The 17,092-nt window shown below is 70.2% G+C and carries 18 protein-coding genes and 2 pseudogenes; 10 read left to right on the forward strand and 10 right to left on the reverse strand.

The genetic code is table 11. The features are described from left to right. Positions 1-118: 118 nt before the first annotated feature. Positions 119-1,336 (reverse strand): argininosuccinate synthase, encoded by a 1,218-nt coding sequence (locus HHL28_RS15335; RefSeq protein ID WP_075771761.1) that lies wholly within the window; start codon positions 1,334-1,336, stop codon positions 119-121. 159 nt (positions 1,337-1,495) lie between these two features. Here HHL28_RS15335 and HHL28_RS15340 point away from each other — a divergent pair, with 159 nt between their 5' ends. Further along, positions 1,496-1,765 carry a hypothetical protein gene (locus tag HHL28_RS15340; protein ID WP_169655410.1) on the forward strand — a complete coding sequence of 90 codons (270 nt, stop codon included), beginning with the start codon at positions 1,496-1,498 and terminating at the stop codon, positions 1,763-1,765. Here the strand turns inward: HHL28_RS15340 and HHL28_RS18845 are convergent. The 7 genes and pseudogenes from HHL28_RS18845 to HHL28_RS15365 all read right to left on the reverse strand — a co-directional run bounded on the left by HHL28_RS18845 (position 1,762) and on the right by HHL28_RS15365 (position 4,939). Next, the gene (locus HHL28_RS18845) at positions 1,762-1,860 is read right to left on the reverse strand and encodes a hypothetical protein (protein WP_404326948.1); all 99 of its coding nucleotides are present in this window, start codon (positions 1,858-1,860) and stop codon (positions 1,762-1,764) included. The genes HHL28_RS15340 and HHL28_RS18845 overlap by 4 nt on opposite strands. 6 nt (positions 1,861-1,866) lie before the next feature. Next, positions 1,867-2,034, reverse strand: a pseudogene (locus HHL28_RS18850) (hypothetical protein); the annotation flags it as partial. Between the two features lie 128 nt (positions 2,035-2,162). Continuing rightward, positions 2,163-2,612: pseudogene (locus tag HHL28_RS18855) on the reverse strand (glycerophosphodiester phosphodiesterase family protein); the annotation flags it as partial. Beyond that, positions 2,516-2,749 carry a hypothetical protein gene (locus tag HHL28_RS15350; RefSeq protein WP_075771759.1) on the reverse strand — a complete coding sequence of 78 codons (234 nt, stop codon included), beginning with the start codon at positions 2,747-2,749 and terminating at the stop codon, positions 2,516-2,518. The gene HHL28_RS15350 and the pseudogene HHL28_RS18855, both read right to left, overlap by 97 nt. Positions 2,750-2,752: 3 nt before the next feature. Then, positions 2,753-3,028: a hypothetical protein gene (locus HHL28_RS15355; RefSeq protein ID WP_169655412.1), complete on the reverse strand. Its 276-nt coding sequence runs from the start codon at positions 3,026-3,028 to the stop codon at positions 2,753-2,755. 260 nt (positions 3,029-3,288) lie between these two features. Continuing rightward, on the reverse strand, positions 3,289-4,026 hold the full coding sequence (locus HHL28_RS15360; protein ID WP_075771757.1) for a TraX family protein: 738 nt from the start codon (positions 4,024-4,026) through the stop codon (positions 3,289-3,291). 61 nt (positions 4,027-4,087) lie between these two features. Beyond that, a complete protein-coding gene (locus HHL28_RS15365) occupies positions 4,088-4,939 on the reverse strand; it encodes a metallophosphoesterase family protein (protein WP_075771756.1) in 852 nt (283 codons plus the stop codon). Between the two features lie 126 nt (positions 4,940-5,065). Between HHL28_RS15365 and HHL28_RS15370 the strand changes: the two genes are divergently transcribed. The 6 genes from HHL28_RS15370 to HHL28_RS15395 all read left to right on the forward strand — a co-directional run bounded on the left by HHL28_RS15370 (position 5,066) and on the right by HHL28_RS15395 (position 10,238). Further along, positions 5,066-5,950 (forward strand): phosphate/phosphite/phosphonate ABC transporter substrate-binding protein, encoded by an 885-nt coding sequence (locus tag HHL28_RS15370; RefSeq protein WP_404325912.1) that lies wholly within the window; start codon positions 5,066-5,068, stop codon positions 5,948-5,950. A gap of 290 nt (positions 5,951-6,240) precedes the next feature. Further along, complete coding sequence (gene phnE / locus HHL28_RS15375) at positions 6,241-7,047, forward strand: phosphonate ABC transporter, permease protein PhnE (RefSeq protein WP_083699202.1); 807 nt, start codon at positions 6,241-6,243, stop codon at positions 7,045-7,047. Continuing rightward, on the forward strand, positions 7,044-7,817 hold the full coding sequence (gene phnC, locus HHL28_RS15380) for a phosphonate ABC transporter ATP-binding protein (protein WP_075771754.1): 774 nt from the start codon (positions 7,044-7,046) through the stop codon (positions 7,815-7,817). Before phnE ends, phnC begins: the two co-directional genes overlap by 4 nt. Before the next feature lie 477 nt (positions 7,818-8,294). Continuing rightward, positions 8,295-8,825: a GNAT family N-acetyltransferase gene (locus HHL28_RS15385; protein ID WP_075771753.1), complete on the forward strand. Its 531-nt coding sequence runs from the start codon at positions 8,295-8,297 to the stop codon at positions 8,823-8,825. A gap of 78 nt (positions 8,826-8,903) precedes the next feature. After that, positions 8,904-9,317: a DUF350 domain-containing protein gene (locus HHL28_RS15390; protein WP_404325914.1), complete on the forward strand. Its 414-nt coding sequence runs from the start codon at positions 8,904-8,906 to the stop codon at positions 9,315-9,317. 6 nt (positions 9,318-9,323) lie between these two features. Next, a complete protein-coding gene (locus HHL28_RS15395; protein ID WP_075771751.1) occupies positions 9,324-10,238 on the forward strand; it encodes a S1 family peptidase in 915 nt (304 codons plus the stop codon). Between the two features lie 60 nt (positions 10,239-10,298). On the opposite strand, the gene HHL28_RS15400 is transcribed toward HHL28_RS15395, so the two are convergent. Together HHL28_RS15400 and HHL28_RS15405 are read right to left on the reverse strand one after the other, a co-directional pair. Further along, positions 10,299-10,967: an HAD family hydrolase gene (locus HHL28_RS15400; protein WP_075771750.1), complete on the reverse strand. Its 669-nt coding sequence runs from the start codon at positions 10,965-10,967 to the stop codon at positions 10,299-10,301. 247 nt (positions 10,968-11,214) lie between these two features. After that, the gene (locus HHL28_RS15405; RefSeq protein WP_075771749.1) at positions 11,215-12,831 is read right to left on the reverse strand and encodes a diguanylate cyclase; all 1,617 of its coding nucleotides are present in this window, start codon (positions 12,829-12,831) and stop codon (positions 11,215-11,217) included. Between the two features lie 271 nt (positions 12,832-13,102). On the opposite strand from HHL28_RS15405, the gene HHL28_RS15410 reads away from it, so the two are divergent. From HHL28_RS15410 to HHL28_RS15420, 3 genes are all read left to right on the forward strand, one after another. Further along, the gene (locus HHL28_RS15410; protein WP_404325917.1) at positions 13,103-15,337 is read left to right on the forward strand and encodes a S9 family peptidase; all 2,235 of its coding nucleotides are present in this window, start codon (positions 13,103-13,105) and stop codon (positions 15,335-15,337) included. Positions 15,338-15,342: 5 nt separating this feature from the next. Beyond that, positions 15,343-15,834, forward strand: coding sequence for a hypothetical protein (locus tag HHL28_RS15415; protein ID WP_404325918.1), 492 nt, complete (start codon positions 15,343-15,345; stop codon positions 15,832-15,834). Between the two features lie 288 nt (positions 15,835-16,122). Beyond that, complete coding sequence (locus tag HHL28_RS15420) at positions 16,123-16,800, forward strand: alpha-ketoglutarate-dependent dioxygenase AlkB family protein (RefSeq protein ID WP_083699201.1); 678 nt, start codon at positions 16,123-16,125, stop codon at positions 16,798-16,800. Positions 16,801-17,092: the final 292 nt, after the last annotated feature.

The following is a 17,092-nucleotide window of genomic DNA, read 5'->3' on the forward strand; positions in this document are numbered from 1 at the left end:
ATCCGACAGCCAACCGTCGTTGCACGAGCCGTCGGATTACGGCGCTGCCGCGCCTAATCCGACCTACGAGGGCGCATCGTAGGTCGGATTAGCGAAGCGTAATCCGACAGCCCGCCCCTCACATTCCCTTGGCAATCGTCCCCAGCCGCAGGCGCAGGGCGTTCAGCTTGATGAAGCCTTCGGCGTCCTTCTGGTTATAGACGCTGTCCGCCTCGAAGGTGACGTAGTCCAGCCGGTACAGGCTGTTGGGGCTCTTGCGGCCCACCACGCGGGCACTGCCCTTGAACAGCTTCAGGCGGACCATGCCGTTGACCCGCTCCTGCGTCTTGTCGATCAGGGCCTGCAGGGCCTCCCGCTCCGGGCTGAACCAGAAGCCGTTGTAGATCAGCTTGGCGTAGCGGGGCATCACCTCGTCCTTCAGGTGCATGCTTTCCCGGTCCAGGGTGATGCTCTCCATGCCCCGGTGGGCCACGTTCAGCAGGGTGCCGCCGGGGGTCTCATAGACGCCGCGGCTCTTCATGCCGACGAAGCGGTTCTCCACCAGGTCCAGCCGGCCGATGCCGTGCTTGCCGCCAAGGCGGTTCAGCTCGGTCAGCAGGGCGGCGGGGGACAGCCTCTGGCCGTTGACGGCCACGGCGTCGCCCTTCTCGAACTCGATCTCCACATACTCCGCCTCGTCCGGCGCCTTCTCCGGCGCGACGGAGCGGGTGAACATGTCCTCGTCCGGCTCGACCCAGGGGTCCTCCAGCGCCTTCCCCTCATAGGAGATGTGCAGCAGGTTGGCGTCGGTACTGTAGGGCGCCTCGCCGCGCTTGTCCTTGGCGATGGGGATCTGGTGCTTCTCCGCGAATTCCAGCAGGGCGGTGCGGCTGTTCAGGTCCCATTCCCGCCAGGGGGCGATCACGGTCACGTCCGGCTTCAGGGCGTAATAGCCCAGCTCGAACCGGACCTGGTCGTTGCCCTTGCCGGTGGCACCATGGGACACGGCATCGGCGCCCACCTGGTTGGCGATCTCGACCTGGCGCTTGGCGATCAGCGGCCGGGCGATGCTGGTGCCCAGCAGGTAGGTGCCCTCATACAGGGTGTTGGCGCGGAACATGGGGAACACGAAGTCCCGCACGAACTCCTCGCGCAGGTCGTCGATGAAGATGTTCTCCGGCTTGATGCCCAGCATCTGCGCCTTGGCGCGGGCGGGCTCCAGCTCCTCCCCCTGGCCCAAATCCGCCGTGAAGGTCACCACCTCGCATCGGTAGGTCTCCTGCAGCCACTTCAGGATCACCGACGTGTCGAGGCCGCCGGAATAGGCGAGCACGACCTTCTTCACACCTTGCTTCATGGGTAACTTCCTGTCGCCACGCGGGGGAAACCGGGTGCGGACGTTAGCCCCGGCCCCCCGGCCCTGTCCAGATGGGTGCGGCACGATGGAGGCATGCGGCGGTTGAGGCTTTGCCGGCGGGGCGATAGGCTCGCCGCGAGACCATTCGGGGACTGGATTATGGGCCGGGGCGCGCTGTTCCTTGTCGCCATTCTGCTGGGCATCCTGGCGCTGACCGTGGTGCTGGCGGTCATCATGTGGACCAGCACGGAGGGGCCGGTGACCATCTCGGTCCGCGGCTTCATCGCCCTGGGCCTGGGCGCCCTGGGCACGGCGGTGGTGGGGGGCGGCCTGATGGCCCTGGTCTTCATCAGCAACCGCAGCGGCCACGACCAGGCCGTGCATGACGAGGCCCGCAGCCGCATGCCGGAGGACGGGGGACCGTTCTAGCCCCGCCACACGCCTCGTCGCTCCATCACCTGCCGCAGCAGGGTGGGCCGGTCGGTCATGATGCCGTCCACGCCCAGGTCGAGCAGGCGGCCCATCTCCGCCGCGTCGTCGATGGTCCAGACATGCACCTGCTTGCCGCGGGCATGGGCGGCGCGCAGGAAGCCCGGGGTGACGATCTCCACCCCGTACTGCCGCACCGGCACCTGGAAGCAGTCCGGCGCCAGCGGGCCGGACGGCAGCCCCTTCCCCGCCAACCAGGCCCGCGCCACCCCAGCGGCCCGGCGGAGGTGCAGAGCCGGGGCCCGAACCGCTTGCGCAACCGGGCCAGCCGCGCGCCGGAGAAGGAGCCCACGCAGACCCGGTCGAAGGCCTGGTGCCGTTCCAGCGCCGTGGCCAGGGCCTCGGCCGCGGCGTCGGTCTTGGGGTCGATGTTGAAGCGGGTGTCGGGGAAGCTTTCCAGCAGGGCGTCGAACAGGGGGATGCCCTCCCCGCCCTGCACCTTGGCGGCCTTCAGCTCCGCCCAGCGATGGTCGCCGGGGCAGCCGGGCAGGCCGGTCAGCCGCTCCAGCCGGTCGTCATGGAACACCAGCAGCACGCCGTCGCGCGTGGCGTGCACGTCCGTCTCGATGTACCGGTAGCCCAGCCGCACCGCATGGGCGAAGGCGGCCAGGGTGTTCTCCGCCGCCTCCAGCCCGCCGCCCCGGTGGGCGAAGGGCACGGGGCGGGCCGCGTCCAGGTAGGGGTGCCCGCTCACGGCTTCGGCTGCTGCCGCGGCCAGGGCGTCAGCGCCAGGAACCACAGCCCCGCCGTCAGCAGCGGGAAGAACAGGAAGACCAGCAGCGCCCACAAGGGGTTGCGCCCCGTCTTGCCCAGCACGATGCCCGCCATGCAGGCCGTCCAGGTGATGGCCAGGACCGCCACAAGGGTGGAGGCCCAGGGCGGCATGAAGCCCAGCATCTCCACCAGGTCACCATAGCGCGGCATGGCTCAGCCCCCCTGCTTCGCGGCCATGGCCGCCCGTTCCCGCCTCATCCGCTCCCGCGGGTGCAGCTTCTCCTCCCGCGGGGGCAGGGTCGGCCAGGCCTTGAAGGCGAGCAGGGTGGCGAAGGCCGGCCAGCCCAGCACGGGCACGGCCAGCGACAGGGCCCAGCCCCTGGGCAGGCCCGCCCGTTCCAGCAGCCTGAGCGCGGGCCACAGCCCGATCAGCGCCAGCACCCCGTGCACCAGCAGCGCCAACTGCCACCCTGCCAAACCCGGCTCCATGACCACCCCTCTCGGAATCACTCCCCGCAGATAGCACGCCCGCCCTGGTGGTCAACCACCGTCGCCTGATCCGGGGGAGGGGCCGCCTTGCACGGACGGCACGGACACGCCACGGACGGACACGGACCTTGCCGCCGGCCAACCTCGCGCCGCAGGCATCCCCCCGAAAGATTGCTGACAAGACTTGCCGTGAAAGGTCCGGTCCGTGTCCGTCCGTGGAACGTCCGTGCCTGTCCGTGAAAAATCCCCTCCGCCCGACATCAAGGCCCCAGCCAGTCCCGCACCACCATCAGCATCGGCAGATGTACCGCATAGACCCACAGGCTGTGCCGGGCCAGCAGGCGGATGGGGGCCAGGATCACCCCCGGCAGGGTGGTCTCCACGCAGCGCCGCTCCAGGCTGGCCAGCATCACCATGACGGGCAGCAGCACGGCCAGCACGGCCAGGGCACCTGCCCAGCCCAGGCCGAAGCCGGTGGCCTGCAGCACCATATGGCCGGCCAGGGCCACCACCAGGCCCATCAGCGTCCCCGGCTCCGTCCGGCGCCCCTGCCGGCAGGCCACGCCCAGGGCGCCGAACATCAGGCCCGCCGTGCCATACTCCAGCACCGCCCCGGTGACGGGGGCCAGAACCAGGCAGACGACCGCCAGGGGCACCAGCCGCGACGTGTCCGCCAGGAAAGCCTCTGCCTGCGGCTGGGACAGCAGCGCCCGCCACAGGGCCAGCGGCACCAGCACGTTGAAGGGCAGCCACCAGCCGTCCAGCACCCCCAGCACGGGCTGCAACACAAGGCCGGCGACCAGGATGCGCCATGGAAACGCCCGGGCCGGCAGGAACCCGGCCAGGAAGGCGAAGATGGGGAAGGCCCCGCGCCCCAGCACGCGCAGCCATTCCGCCTCCGGGAACAGGAAGTTGCCCACATGGTCCACCACCATCAGGGTGATGGCCAGTCCCTTCGCCAGGTCCAGGCTGCTGAGGCGGCAGGCCCGCGCATCCATCCGGGGCTCCTTCCGCTGTCGGCCCGGGGGATCAACACCGGCCACGCCGACCCAGGCACGCTCAGCCAAGGAGGATGCTCTCCGGCTCCCACCTCATTCCGCGCACGGATCGTTCCATGGGCGGCAGGATGTCGTCGCTGGGCCAGATGCCCGTCCCCAGCGCGGCGGCATAACCTTCCGGCAGGTCCGCCGCCCGCATCGCGGCCTGGGCGGCGCGCCAGTCATAGGACAGGCGCCGGTGCTCCAGCCGCAACCCGCCCGCTTCCGGAACGAGCAGGGAAAACCAGACCTCCGGCGTCCCGTCATCCGCCGGCATGCCCACCACCCCGGCATTGTGCCAGACCCGCCCATCGACGATCCGGGTGAAGGGGATGCCGGAATGGCCGGCGACCACCCCGTCGCAGCCGGTCAGGGCGATCTCCGCCGCCAGTTCCCCATCCCCGGCGGACGGGAACAGGAACCGGTTCACCGCGCTGGGGGCCCCATGGACCACGGCCAGCCGCTTGCCCCCCACCTCCAGGTCGATCCGCCCCGGCAGGTCCCGCATCCAGGCCCGCTCCCCTCGCCCCAGCGCCCTGTCCGCGTGCCGGTACCAGCGGACGGAGGCCAGGTCGCAGGCCGTGCCCTCGGCGAAGCCGCAGCCGCAGTCATCCGCCCCGGCGCCCAGGCTTTCCTCCACGTTCCCCGCCACGACGGGGATGCCCCAGGCCCGGACCAGGGCCACCGTCTCCGCGGGATGGGCGCCATAGGCCACCACGTCGCCGGTGCAGATGGTGCGGGACGGCGGGATGCCCAGCCGCTCCGCCTCCGCCCACAGGGCCTGGGTGGCGTGGAGGTTCGAATAGGGCCCGCCGAAGACCAGCACGGGGCCGTCGGCACGGATCAGGGGCCAGCAGGGGGAAGGTTCGTTCATGGCGACAAGGATGGGGCGGGTACCCTTCCCTGTCACCCCGTTTCGGGATGGCCCTGACGGGATTGTGACTTGAGGCTCCCCGCGCTAGCGCCACTGTTGCTGCGTCGCCCACCCCCGACAGGACCCATGATGCTGAAGACCCTGGTCGCCGCCCTGCTCGTGACCCTTTCCACCTGGGCCGCCTCCGTCGGCGCCATGGCGGCGGGGGCGGCCACGAACACCGAACCCTTGCGCTTTGCCGTGGGGCCCTTCCAGCCCACCCCGGGCGACACCCGCAAGGCGTACGAACCCTTCTTCAAGCACATCGCCGACAGGCTGGGCCGCCCCTATGAGCTGACGGTCACCACCGATTGGGCCGGCATCGCCGTGGCGTTGGGGGCGGGCACGGTGGATGCCGCCTGGATGGGCCCGTGGGGATACGTGCTGGCCAACAACCAGGGCGCCGCGCAGGCCGTCGCCACCGTGACATATGACGGCAAGCCCACCTACCACGCCATCATCGTCGGCCGGCCGGACCTGACGATCCAGAAATGGCCGGACGACGCCAAGGGCCTCAGCATCTCCTTCGCCGACGTGGGCTCCACCAGCGGCTGGCTGGTGCCGACCCACTGGTTCAAGGCCCGCGGCATCGACCCCAAGGCCTTCTTCAAGTACCGGGAGGGGGCGAGCCACCCGGCCAACCAGATCGCCGTGGCCAACGGCCAAGTGGACCTGGCCACCGACTATGACCGCAACATGCGGGCCATGCTGGACAAGGGCCTGATCAAGCCGGACCAGGTGAAGGTGGTCTGGACCAGCGACCCCCTGCCCAACGACGCCCTGGCCGTCCGCAAGGGCCTGGACCCCGCCACCGTGGCGGCCATCCGCGACGCCGCCACGTCGATCACGGAGGACCAGGCCAAGACCCTGCTGCCGCCCCACTACACCGGCTGGGTCCCCGCCGACCATGCCAGCTACAAGGTGATCGAGGACGCCGGCATCGCCGTGGGCAAGCTGAAGCCGGCATCGTGAGGGGGGCCACACTGGTCATCCCCTACCCAATGGTCGTCATCCCGGCGGAGGCCGAAAGGCGCTGAGTCGACCGAGACGGAAGCTTTTTGTGTTTCCCCCGCGAAGGCGGGGGTCCACTGTTTTTCAACGACATGGACGGGGCAAGCCGGGTCAAGAACCGTGGGCCCCCGCCTCCGCGGGGGAAGCAGTCGTGCCTGTCACGAGGATTCGTCCTTGATTCAGCGCCCAGAGTCCTTCGCCGGGAAAACGGTCAATCTTGCCGACGCCCCACATCCCTTGAAGCCGACCCCATGACCCCCGTCCACGACCCCGCCTCCGGCCGGTACATCGAGCTGCCGCGGCCCTGGCCCGCCACGGCTTGGGCAAGCGTGGCGCTGCTCCTCGCCCTGGTGGCCGCCTGCCTGTGGGTGGTGGATGCCAGCCTGTCCCGCCTGTGGGCCGGGCTGCCGCGGTTGGGCATGTGGCTGGGCCGCGCCTGGCCGCCGGACTTCAGCGACTTCCCCACCCTGATGCTGCGGGCGGGGGAGACGTTGGCCATCGGCACGCTGGGCACCGGCTTCGCCTGCATCCTGGCCCTGCCCCTGGCCCTGCTGGCCGCCCGGCCGCTGACGCCGTCGCCGCTGGTCCGGCAGCCGGTGCGGGCCTTCCTGGACGCGCTGCGCGGGGTGGACGGCTTCATCTTCGCCCTGGTCTTCGTGGCCGCCGTCGGCTTGGGCCCCTTTGCCGGGATGCTGGGGGTGCTGCTGCACTCCGCCGGCAGCATCGCCAAGCTGTGGTCGGAGGACCTGGAGTCCGCCGACCCCGGCCCGCTGGAGGCCCTGGGCCAAGCGGGGGCGGGCCGGGCGCGGGTGGCCCTGTTTGCCCTGTTGCCGGACCGGCTGCCCAGCCTGGCCAGCATCGCCCTCTATGTCTGGGAGTTCAACGTGCGGGCCAGCACCGTGCTGGGGGTGGTGGGGGCCGGCGGGTTGGGGCAGGAGCTGAAGTCCGCCATCGACCTGCTGGCCTTCGACCGGGTGTTCGCCATCCTGCTGGTCATCCTGGCCCTTGTCACCGCCATCGACCGGCTGGGCGCCCTGATCCGGCGGAGGCTGGGATGAGCGGCCTGTCCGTCCATGCCCTGCACAAGGCCCGCGGCGGCCGGCCCGTCCTGTCCGGGGTGGACCTGGCCGTCCGCCCGGGGGAGGTGGTGGCCCTGCTGGGGCCCAGCGGGGCCGGCAAGACCACCCTGTTCCGCTGCGTCGCCGGGCTTGACGCGCCGGATGGCGGCCGGGTGACCGTGGACCGGGCGGAGCTGACGGCGCTGGCCGGCAGGCCGCTGGCCCAGGCGCGGCGGCGGGTGGCCCTGGTCTACCAGCAGTTCAACCTGCTGCGCCGCCTGTCGGCCCTGGACAACGTCCTGGCCGGGCGGCTGCACACCATCCCCCTGTGGCGGGCGGCCCTGCGCCGCTTCCCCGACGCGGACCGGCAGGCGGCCCTGGGCGCCCTGGACCGGGTGGGCCTGCTGGACAAGGCCTATGCCCGGGCCGACCGGCTGTCCGGCGGGCAGCAGCAGCGAGTGGCCCTTGCCCGGGCCCTGGTGCAGGACGCGGCCCTGCTGCTGGCGGACGAACCCGTGGCCAGCCTGGACCCGGAGACGGCGAGCGGCGTCATGGCCCTGCTGCGGGAACTGGCGGCGGAACGGGGCCTCGCCGTGCTGGTCAGCCTGCACCAGGTGGACCAGGCCCTGGCCTTCGCCGACCGTGTGCTGGGCCTGTCCGCCGGCCGCATCGCCTTCGACCTTCCCCCCGCCGCCGTCACCCCCGACCGGTTGCGGACCCTGTTCGGCGGGCGGGAGTTGCCGGTGGCGAGCGTGGTCGGGGTGATTTAGGCCGTCGGACGGTTGGACGGTTGAGCCGTTTGCACGGACGACACGGACACTCCACGGACAACACGGACGGTGCCCAAGCCCAAACGCCGATCTGCCGAACTGACGCTTACTGCGCCTGCGGCGCGCCCTTGTTGCGCCGCAGGCATCATTCCCCTTTCCTTTTTTTGTCCGTGTCGTCCGTGGCGTGTCCGTGCCGTCCGTGAAAAAGCGGCCCCCCACCCCCCTCATCCCACCCATGCAACCATCGCCTGTTGCCAAGGCCCCGGCGCTTCCGCCACGCTCGACCGCATGCGCAAGACCTTGCCCCTGATGCAGATCCACCTGGTACTGACCCGCGACGGCGGGCCGGTCGGGGTGGGCGTGCGCCGGTAAGGCAAGGTCACGCGACACACCGAAAGGGCCCCGCCGGGAACGGACGGGGCCCTTCGCGTATCCAGGCCCCTCCCCTCTCCCGCCGGGGCTGAGAAGGAGCCCAGCATGGAAGCGACGACACCCCCCATCCCCGCCCGGCCCTTGCCGCCCGGCATCACCCTGCGCGCCACCCGCGTGACGGACGCGGAGGCCATCAACGCCATGGCCAACCTGCCCCGCTTCCGCTGGGGCACCCTGCGCGTGCCCTTCCCCAGCCTGGAGGGCACCCGGCGCTGGCTGGAAGGCAAGAACCCCGACGACACCAGCATCGTCGCGTGCGCCGGCGACCAGGTGGTGGGCTGCGCCGACCTGGCCCGCGGCAAGGGCCGCCGGGCCCACGCCGCCATGCTGGGCATCGGCGTGCATGACGACTTCGCCGGCCGCGGCATCGGCAGCGCCCTGATGGCCGCCCTGCTGGACACGGCCGACAACTGGCTGGACATCCGCCGGGTGGAGCTGCACGTCTTCGCCGACAATGAGCCGGCCATCGCGCTCTACCGCAAGTTCGGCTTCACCGACGAGGGCCGCTGCCGGGCCTACGCCTTCCGCGACGGCCGCTACGTGGACTGCCTGGCCATGGGCCGGGTGAGGGTCTGAGCCCAGGGAGGGGGAACCCCGGCATTGCCAGCGCGGGCACCCCTCCCTTACCATCCCGAGTAGATGCGCGGAGGGATGATGGACGCGGTACTCGATTCGCTGCTCACCGGCCTGCCGGTGCTGCTGGCGCACTTGCTGGCGGCGCTGGCCATGCTGTCGCTGGCCGCCTGGACCTACATGTACATCACGCCCATGGAGGAGATGGAGCTGATCCGCGGCGGCAACCGCGCGGCCGCGATCAGCTGCGCCGGCGGACTTCTGGGCATCGCCATCCCGTTGGCCGCCTGCCTCGCCGCCAGCGTCAACCTGTGGGACCTGGTGGTGTGGGGCGTGGTGGCCCTGGTGCTGCAGCTCATCGTCGTGCGGCTGGCGGACATGGCCCTGCGCGGCCTGCGCCGCCGGATCGAGGACGGGCAGGAAGCCTCGGCCATCATCCTGGCCGCGGTGAAGCTGGCGGTGGCCGCCCTGACCGCCGCCGCCATCGGCGGGTAGCGGCCCATGCCTCGCCTCGGCATCATCGGTGGGGGGATCGCCCTGGCGGTGCTGGGCCTGCTGCTGGGGGCCCAGGCCCTGGGCCTGCTGGACGGCGCCCGCCGCCCGGCCTCCGCCCCGGCCGACACGCGGGTTGTCCCGGGGCAGGCAGCCCCGGCCCCCGACCAGCCCCGGCCCGACCTCGCCCACCTGCCGGAGGCGGAGCTGGACGTGGAGCTGGCCAAGCCCAAGTCGGGCTTCGGCGGCGGTTCCGCCTTCCCCGTGGGCCCCACGGGGGTGGTGATGACGGCGGCCCATGTGGTGCAGGGCTGCAAGACCGTGTTCCTGTCCGACCGCAAGCTGTTCAGCTACCGCTCCGTCCGGGTGCGCAGCCTGGACTGGGCCACGGACCTGGCCCTGCTGGAGGCGGATGAGCCGCTGGAGCCCCTGCCCATGCTGGCCACCACCCCGGGCCAGGGCACGTCCGGTTTCCATGTGGGCTTCCCCAACGGCAACCCGGGCGTCTCCACCTCCTCCCTGCTCGCCTGGTCCAGTATGGAGAAGGGAAGGCGGGTGGAGGGCACCATCCGGCGGGAGCCGGTTCTGATCTGGGCGGAGCGGGGCCGCGACCCCAAGGAGTTCGAGCCCCTGGGCGGGGCCAGCGGCGCCCCCACCCTGTCCGCCGACGGCCAGGTGATCGGCGTCACCCTGGGCGCCAGCCCGCGCCGGGGCCGGATCATGGCCGCCACCCCGGAAAGCGTCGCCGCCCTGCTGGCGCGCGAGGGCCTGCCGCCCCCCACCGACGTCTCCCCCGCCACGGCGGAGAAGATCGCCTCCCAGGGCAAGGGCCTGCGGGAGGAGCGGCGGGTGCTGAAGGTCATCTGCGACCGCAAGGAAGCCCTGCCCATCGGCCAGACCCGCCGGTTGCGGCAGAAGGGGTGACGGGACAGGGCGGGATTGCGCTCGCCGCAAGCCCGTCCCGGCGCCTGAGGAACGCGAAAACTAGATCCCCGCCAGCAGCGCCCGCACCCCGTGCAGGTCGTCGGCCACGTGCAGGCACAGGCCCCGGATCTCCTCCGTGGCCGGCAGCAGGTCCGGCACCATCACGGCCATCATCCCGGCGGCATGGGCGGCGCGGATGCCGTTGTGGCTGTCCTCCAGCGCCAGGCAGTGGGCCGGGTCCATGCCCAGGGCCGCGGCTGCCTTCAGGTAGGGTTCCGGGTGGGGCTTGCCGTTCTGCACCTCGTCCCTGGTGATCACCACGCGGAAACGCTCCAGGATGCCCACCTTGCCAAGGTGCTCCACCGCCTTGGCCCGGCCGGTGGAGGTGGCGACGGCCATGGGCAGGCCGGCCGCGTCAAGGTGGTCCAGCAGCTCCGCCACCCCGGCCATCAGGGTGATCTCCCGCAGGTGCGTCCTGATCTCCCCCTCGAAGGCGGCGCGGAAGTCCCGCACCCCCTGCTCCCCGAAATAGCCCTTCAGCCGGGCCCAGGTCTCCGGCCAGGGGGTGCCGATGACGGTGGCATAGAACCCCTCGTCCATGGGCTTGCCCACCGAGTCGGCCGCCGCGAAGGTGGCCGCCCGCACATGCCTTTCCGTGTCGATCAGCAACCCGTCCATGTCGAACACCACGGCATGGACGGGCCGGGGCAGGCGGGGAAGCGTGGTCATGGCGGGTCCTGTCAGGGGACTGGGGCGGGGAAACTGGGGTGGTCCGGTGGGTTTGTCCAGCCTTCCCAGGCGTCGCGGCCATGGGACACGGATGACACGGATGTGTTCCGGATGTCCGGGGATGGCAATGGCCAGCGTCGCACCAAACCAAGCATCATCCGCGCGCCGCAGGCGCGCAGTCCGGTTCCCTATCCGTGGTCATCCGGACACCATCCGCGTCATCCGTGTCCCTTGGCACGACGGCAGGTCACGCCGCCACGACGCGGACCGCCATCTCCACCCGGTTGCGGCCAAGCTGCTTGGCGGCGTACAAGGCCTGGTCGGCGCGGTTCAGCAGGCCGGCCAGGGTTTCCTCCGGCCCGGCCCATTCCGCCACGCCCAGGCTGGCGGTCAGCGGGATGGCCAGGGCGTCGTGGGCCACCGGGGTGGCGCCGATCAGGGCGCGCACCCGCTCCGCCACCAGGTGGGCGGAGGCCAAGTCCGTCTCCGGCAGCAGGGCCACCAGCTCCTCCCCGCCATAGCGGGCCAGGGTGTCGGTGGTGCGCAGGGCGCGGGCGGTCAGCTCCGCCGCTTGGCGGATGGCGGTGTCGCCGGCGGCGTGGCCGTGGCTGTCGTTGACATTCTTGAAATGGTCCAGGTCCAGCAGCAGGACCGAGAAGGTGCGCCCGTACCGCGCCGCCCGGTCACGCTCCGCCGTGGCCAGCTCCATGAAGCGGCGACGGTTCAGGATGCCGGTCAGGCTGTCGATGCTGGCCAGCCGCTCCAGCTTGGTGTTCGCCTCGATCAGCTCCCGCGTCCGCTCCGCCACCCGCGCCTCCAGCGTCTGGGTGATGGCGCGCAGCTCGGCGTTGGCCTGCCGCAGCCGGCCATAGAGCAGGATGTTGCCGGCGCTGGCGGACATGCGGGCGGCCATCACCTCCAGCAGGTTGCGGTCGATGGGGGTCAGCCGCCGCTCGCACGCCACCCAGGCCAGCAGGTCCGGCGCGCCGGTCACCGGCACCCGCAGGGCCGCCCAGTCCGGGCCGAACCGGCTTTGCCCCGTCTGCAGCACCTCCACCAGCGCCGCCCAGGCCTGGGGGTCGTCCGCCGGGCCGGCGGGGCCGATGCCCCAGGCCAGGCTGGCGGTCCCGTCCGGCTGGCCCGCGGGCGCGCCCGGACAGCCGCTGGACGCCAGCACGTCGAAGGCCGGCGCCGCCCCGGCCGCGGCGGCGCCCCGCGGGGTGCAGACCAGGCCGCGGATCGGCCCTTCCAGCAGCGCCTCCATCTGGGCCAGGGCCACGGCGGCGAAGCCGGGCAGGCTCGTGTCCTCCAGCCGCAGGTCGGGGGCCTGGATGATCTGGCGCAGGCCCCGGCGGTTGGCCTCGATGGCGGTGATGTCGGCGAAGCTGCGCAGGGCCGCGATCACCGTGGTGAACAGCTTCTGGGCCGTCAGCTCCGTCTTGGCCTTGTAGTCGTTGATGTCGTAATCGACGATCACCCGCTCCTCCGGCGCCTGGCCGGGCTGGCCGGTGCGCAGGATGATGCGGACGGCATGGTTCTTCAGCTCGTCCCGGATGGTGCGGACCAGGCGCAGGCCCGCATCCTCCGTTTCCATCACCACGTCCAGCAGGACCAGGGCCATGTCGGGCCGGGCGCGCAGCACCGCCTCGGCTTCCGCGGCGGAGTGGGCTGAGACCAGTTCCAGCGGCCGGTCGCGGAAACTGACCTTGCGCAGGGCATAGCGGGTGACGCTATGCACCTCCTCATCGTCGTCCACCACCAGCACGCGCCAAGGGGGGCCCGCGGGACGGACGGATTCCGCCACAGTCGTCGGCACGCCCTTCAGCGTGCCGTCCGCCGCGAACAGGAAACTGTCATCCGCCACGGTCGCGCCCCCGCACCTGCTCCATCCCCCAGGGCGGCCTGTCCGGCCCGGTCGGCCGAGGACAGGAACCCGGGTATGCCCGCACTACCCCACCGACGCTCGCCGGTGGGTTTCGCACGGCATGATACCTACTTTCGACAGAGATGCCCAACATTTCGACCGTGCCGCCGATGCGTCCGAAGGGTTTCCTTAACCCCCGCCGGGACTGGCGCAGTCCCCGCCCGCTGCCCTATGGTCGTGGGACGTCCCACCTTTCGGAATCCGTGACCGAATGCCTGAGACAGCAAGACCCGGCCGCAGCCGGGCCCCCCTGTTGCTGGTCGCCGCCATCGCCATATTGGCCGCAGCCGCCATCATCCCCTTCCTGCCGGAGAAGCGTGACAACGCCATGCAGCAGACCAGCGCCCCCACGGCCTCGCCCGCCACCCCCTTCCGCCAGGGCGCCTTCCCGCCCGCGCCGGACGCCAAGCAGGCCCCCGTGGAGCACACCAGCCATGGGGAAACCCGGGTGGACCCCTATGACTGGCTGCGGGACCGGGGTTATCCCCAGGTGGACGACCAGGAGGTGCTGGACTACCTGAAGGCCGAGAACGCCTATACCGACACGGTCCTGGGCCCGGAGGGCGAGGGCCTGCGCCAGAAGCTGTTCGAGGAGCTGAAGGCACGGGTGAAGCAGGACGACAGCGGCGTGCCCTACCGCCGCGGCGCCTTCTGGTACCAGGTGCGCTTCTCCGCCGGCCAGGACCACCCGGTCTATCTGCGCCGCCCCCTGGACGCGCCGGAGGGGGCGGAGACGCCCATCCTGGACGTGAACCAGCTGGCGGAGGGCAAGCCCTTCATGGACGTGGAGGTGGCGGAGCCCAGCCCCGACGGCCGCTACCTGGCCTATACCGTGGACGACACGGGCGCGGAGCTTTTCACCCTCAGGGTCAAGGACCTGGAGACGGGGGAGCAGGTGGGCCCGGACATCCCGGGCACCTCGGGCGGGGTGGAGTGGTCGGCCGACGGCAACACCCTGTTCTATGTGCTGAAGGATGAGAGCCAGCGCCCCAAGTTCGTCTACCGTACCCCCCGCGGGAAGGGCCAAGACGCCGCCACCCTGGTCTATGAGGAAAAGGACCCTTCCTGGTGGGTGGGCATCGGCAAGTCCCAGTCCGGCCGCTTCATCGAGGTGGGCACCGGCACCCTGGTGGCGAGCGAGACGCACCTGATCCCCGCCGACCAGCCGGACGCCGCACCCCGCGTCGTCATCCCCCGCCGGGACGACCACCTGTACAGCGTCGCCGACCAGGGCGACGATTTGTGGATCCTGACCAACGACACCCACCCCAACTTCCGCCTGGTCAAGGCGCCGCTCGCCGACTGGTCGGAGAAGAACTGGCAGGAGGTGGTGCCCGGCGACCTGCGCACCTATTTCACCGGCATCCTGGCCCTGCGGGACTGGCTGGTCATCTTCGGCCGGCAGGACGGGACCCAGCAGGTCTGGGTGCGTGACGCGGCCGGTGGCAGCCACACCATCCCCTTCCCCGACCCGGTCTTCGCCGTATCCGGCATGAACAACGCGGAGTACGAGACGGACACGGTGCGCCTGCGCTACAGCAGCCTGGTCACCCCGCCCACCACCTTCGACTACGATTTGAAGGCCCGCACCCTGGCTACCCGCAAGGTGCAGGAAATCCCCAGCGGCTACGACCCCAGCCTCTACACGTCGGAGCGGCTGATGGCCCCGGCGCGGGACGGCACGCCCATCCCCGTCAGCATCGTCTACCGCAAGGACTTCAAGCGGGACGGCAAGGGCCCGCTGCACCTGTACGGCTACGGGTCCTACAGCATCCCCATGGACCCCAACTTCAGCACCAACCGCATCAGCCTGCTGGACCGCGGCTTCGCCTTCGCCATCGCCCATATCCGCGGCGGCAGCGAGCTGGGCCGGCCCTGGCACGATGCCGGGCGGCTGGCCAACAAGCTGAACACCTTCAACGATTTCCTGGACGTGGCCCAGTTCCTGGTGGCCCAGGGCTATTCCAGCCCCGGCAACATCTCCATCGAGGGGGGCAGCGCCGGCGGCACCCTGATGGGGGCGGCGCTGAACATGGCGTCCGACGGCATGTGGCGGGCCGCCGTGGCCCACGTGCCCTTCGTGGACGTGATCAACACCCTGTCGGACGAAAGCCTGCCCCTGACCGCCAGCGATTATCCGGAATGGGGCAACCCCGCGGACCCGGAAATCTACCGGGCCATGAAGGCCTACAGCCCCTATGACAACGTGGCCAAGCGGCCCTATCCCCACATCCTGGTCACCGCCGGCCTGAACGACTACCGCGTCACTTATTGGGAGCCGGCCAAGTGGGTGGCCCGGCTGCGCGACCTGAAGACCGACGACAACGTGCTGCTGCTGCGGACGGAGATGACCGCCGGCCATGGCGGCTCCACCGGCCGGTTCGACAAGCTGAAGGAGGTGGCGCTGTCCTATGCCTTCCTGCTGAAGGCCCACGGGAAGGAATGAGGGGCATGGCAGCCGGCCGTTACCCCGCCGACGTGTTGAAGGCGGATTATCTGCGGGCCGGGGCGGGGCTGGCCCTGACGCTGGCCCCCTTCGCCATCACCATCCCCCACCCCGTCGTGGCCGTGCCCTGCGCCGCCGCCGCCCTGCTGTTCGGCGCCTTCGGTGCCCGCACCGTGCAGCGCCAGATGACCCGCGTCTGGATGGATGAGACGGGCCTGGTGGCGGAAGGCCCCCTGGGCGGGTCAATCCGCTGGGCCGACCTGAGTGACGTCAGCCTGAGATACTACAGCACCAAGAAGGACCGGAAGGACGGCTGGCTGCACCTGGTCCTGAAGGGCGGCGGCCGCAAGCTGTCCCTGGAAAGCACCCTGGACGGCTTCGACACCATCGCCGAACGCGTCGCCCAGGCCGCCACCGAGAACCGCCTGCGGGTCAGCGAGGACACAAGGGAGAACTTCCTGTCCTTGGGGTTCTACGTGCCTGGGGTGAAGGGGTAGGCAATCGAAGCAGAGCCAAGATCGCCATCTCGGCGAAATCCCATTGTTGGAGAGTTGATCCGAGTTTTGGTTTTTCTGTTTCCCCTGCGAAAGCAGGGGCCCACAGTTCTTTAACCACAGTAACGCTGAATATCGGGTCAAAAACCGTGGACCCCTGCTTTCGCAGGGGAGGCAATCGGGCGAGTCGGAGGCGGATTTCTGCTGTTTCAGCGCTTCAGTACATCCTTTGGGAAGACGAGAAGTGCCTGGGACTGCGTTATCCGTGCTTGAGTCAGGATTGGACACCCCATGCGCACCGGCATCGACGGCTTCACCCTGCTGCCGGACCACCTCGACCGCGCCGCGCAGGCGCAACTCCTCTCATTGGTGGACGACATCACCGCCGTCGCCCCCTTCGACCGCTATGTCATGCCGGGCTCCGGCCGCCCCTTCTCCATCGACATGACCAACGCCGGCCCCCTGGGCTGGGTGGCAGACAAGTCCGGCTACCGCTACAGCCCCACCCACCTGAAGACCGGCCAGCCCTGGCCGCCCATCCCGGACCCGCTCCTGTCCCTCTGGCGGGAGGTGGCGGGCTACCGCGCCGACCCTGAATGCTGCCTCGTCAACCTCTACCGCGGCCCCGCCGCCAAGCTGGGCCTGCATCGGGATGAGGATGAGCAGGACCCCGACGCCCCCATCCTGAACGTCTCCCTCGGCGACACGGCGATCTTCCGCCTGGGCGGCGCCACCCGCAAGGACCCCACACGCAGCTTCACCGTGTCCAGCGGCACCGTCATGCTGTTCTCCGGCCCCGCTCGCCACGCCTACCACGGCATCGACCGCATCCTGCCCGGCAGCAGCACCCTGGTCCCCGGCGGTGGGCGGGTGAACCTGACGTTGCGAAGGGTGACGCCTCCCGTCCCCTCTCCCCAGGGAGCTTGTGCATTCACACAATTCCAACAAGCTTTTGGATCAACAGCTTAGCCTGTCCAATCGGGCAACGAGGTGCCTGGGGCTAGGTGTGTTTGGAAAACGGATTTTAACGGATCAAAACGGATTGAACGGATACTATTGAATAATAACGAATGCTCATTTCTGAATATTCTGGATTGATAAGTATTGTTCAATAATAGAAGAATGTATTCTGAGCATTAACTCTATCCGTTACAATCCGTTCTGATCCGTTCAAATCCGTTTTCCCCACACACCTCTCCGAAGGACCAGGCCGATCCTCCAAATGCTCACCCCATTTGGCTTCGAAAGCTGGCGTCGTCCA

It is taken from the genome of Aerophototrophica crusticola (assembly GCF_012913305.1).
Lineage (GTDB): Bacteria > Pseudomonadota > Alphaproteobacteria > Azospirillales > Azospirillaceae > Niveispirillum > Niveispirillum crusticola.

What these genes read in the sequence shown, in the direction of transcription:
- phnC (WP_075771754.1), top strand. Translation starts at nt 7,044, where the DNA reads ATGAGCGGCCTGTCCGTCCATGCCCTGCACAAGGCCCGCGGCGGCCGG.
- HHL28_RS15335 (WP_075771761.1), bottom strand. Translation starts at nt 1,336, where the DNA reads ATGAAGCAAGGTGTGAAGAAGGTCGTGCTCGCCTATTCCGGCGGCCTC.
- HHL28_RS15350 (WP_075771759.1), bottom strand. Translation starts at nt 2,749, where the DNA reads ATGCCGCGCTATGGTGACCTGGTGGAGATGCTGGGCTTCATGCCGCCC.
- phnE (WP_083699202.1), top strand. Translation starts at nt 6,241, where the DNA reads ATGACCCCCGTCCACGACCCCGCCTCCGGCCGGTACATCGAGCTGCCG.
- HHL28_RS15385 (WP_075771753.1), top strand. Translation starts at nt 8,295, where the DNA reads ATGGAAGCGACGACACCCCCCATCCCCGCCCGGCCCTTGCCGCCCGGC.
- HHL28_RS15365 (WP_075771756.1), bottom strand. Translation starts at nt 4,939, where the DNA reads ATGAACGAACCTTCCCCCTGCTGGCCCCTGATCCGTGCCGACGGCCCC.
- HHL28_RS15415 (WP_404325918.1), top strand. Translation starts at nt 15,343, where the DNA reads ATGGCAGCCGGCCGTTACCCCGCCGACGTGTTGAAGGCGGATTATCTG.
- HHL28_RS15370 (WP_404325912.1), top strand. Translation starts at nt 5,066, where the DNA reads ATGATGCTGAAGACCCTGGTCGCCGCCCTGCTCGTGACCCTTTCCACC.
- HHL28_RS15355 (WP_169655412.1), bottom strand. Translation starts at nt 3,028, where the DNA reads ATGGAGCCGGGTTTGGCAGGGTGGCAGTTGGCGCTGCTGGTGCACGGG.
- HHL28_RS15410 (WP_404325917.1), top strand. Translation starts at nt 13,103, where the DNA reads ATGCCTGAGACAGCAAGACCCGGCCGCAGCCGGGCCCCCCTGTTGCTG.
- HHL28_RS15395 (WP_075771751.1), top strand. Translation starts at nt 9,324, where the DNA reads ATGCCTCGCCTCGGCATCATCGGTGGGGGGATCGCCCTGGCGGTGCTG.
- HHL28_RS18845 (WP_404326948.1), bottom strand. Translation starts at nt 1,860, where the DNA reads ATGGGCCGCCTGCTCGACCTGGGCGTGGACGGCATCATGACCGACCGG.
- HHL28_RS15420 (WP_083699201.1), top strand. Translation starts at nt 16,123, where the DNA reads ATGCGCACCGGCATCGACGGCTTCACCCTGCTGCCGGACCACCTCGAC.
- HHL28_RS15400 (WP_075771750.1), bottom strand. Translation starts at nt 10,967, where the DNA reads ATGACCACGCTTCCCCGCCTGCCCCGGCCCGTCCATGCCGTGGTGTTC.
- HHL28_RS15340 (WP_169655410.1), top strand. Translation starts at nt 1,496, where the DNA reads ATGGGCCGGGGCGCGCTGTTCCTTGTCGCCATTCTGCTGGGCATCCTG.
- HHL28_RS15390 (WP_404325914.1), top strand. Translation starts at nt 8,904, where the DNA reads ATGGACGCGGTACTCGATTCGCTGCTCACCGGCCTGCCGGTGCTGCTG.
- HHL28_RS15360 (WP_075771757.1), bottom strand. Translation starts at nt 4,026, where the DNA reads ATGGATGCGCGGGCCTGCCGCCTCAGCAGCCTGGACCTGGCGAAGGGA.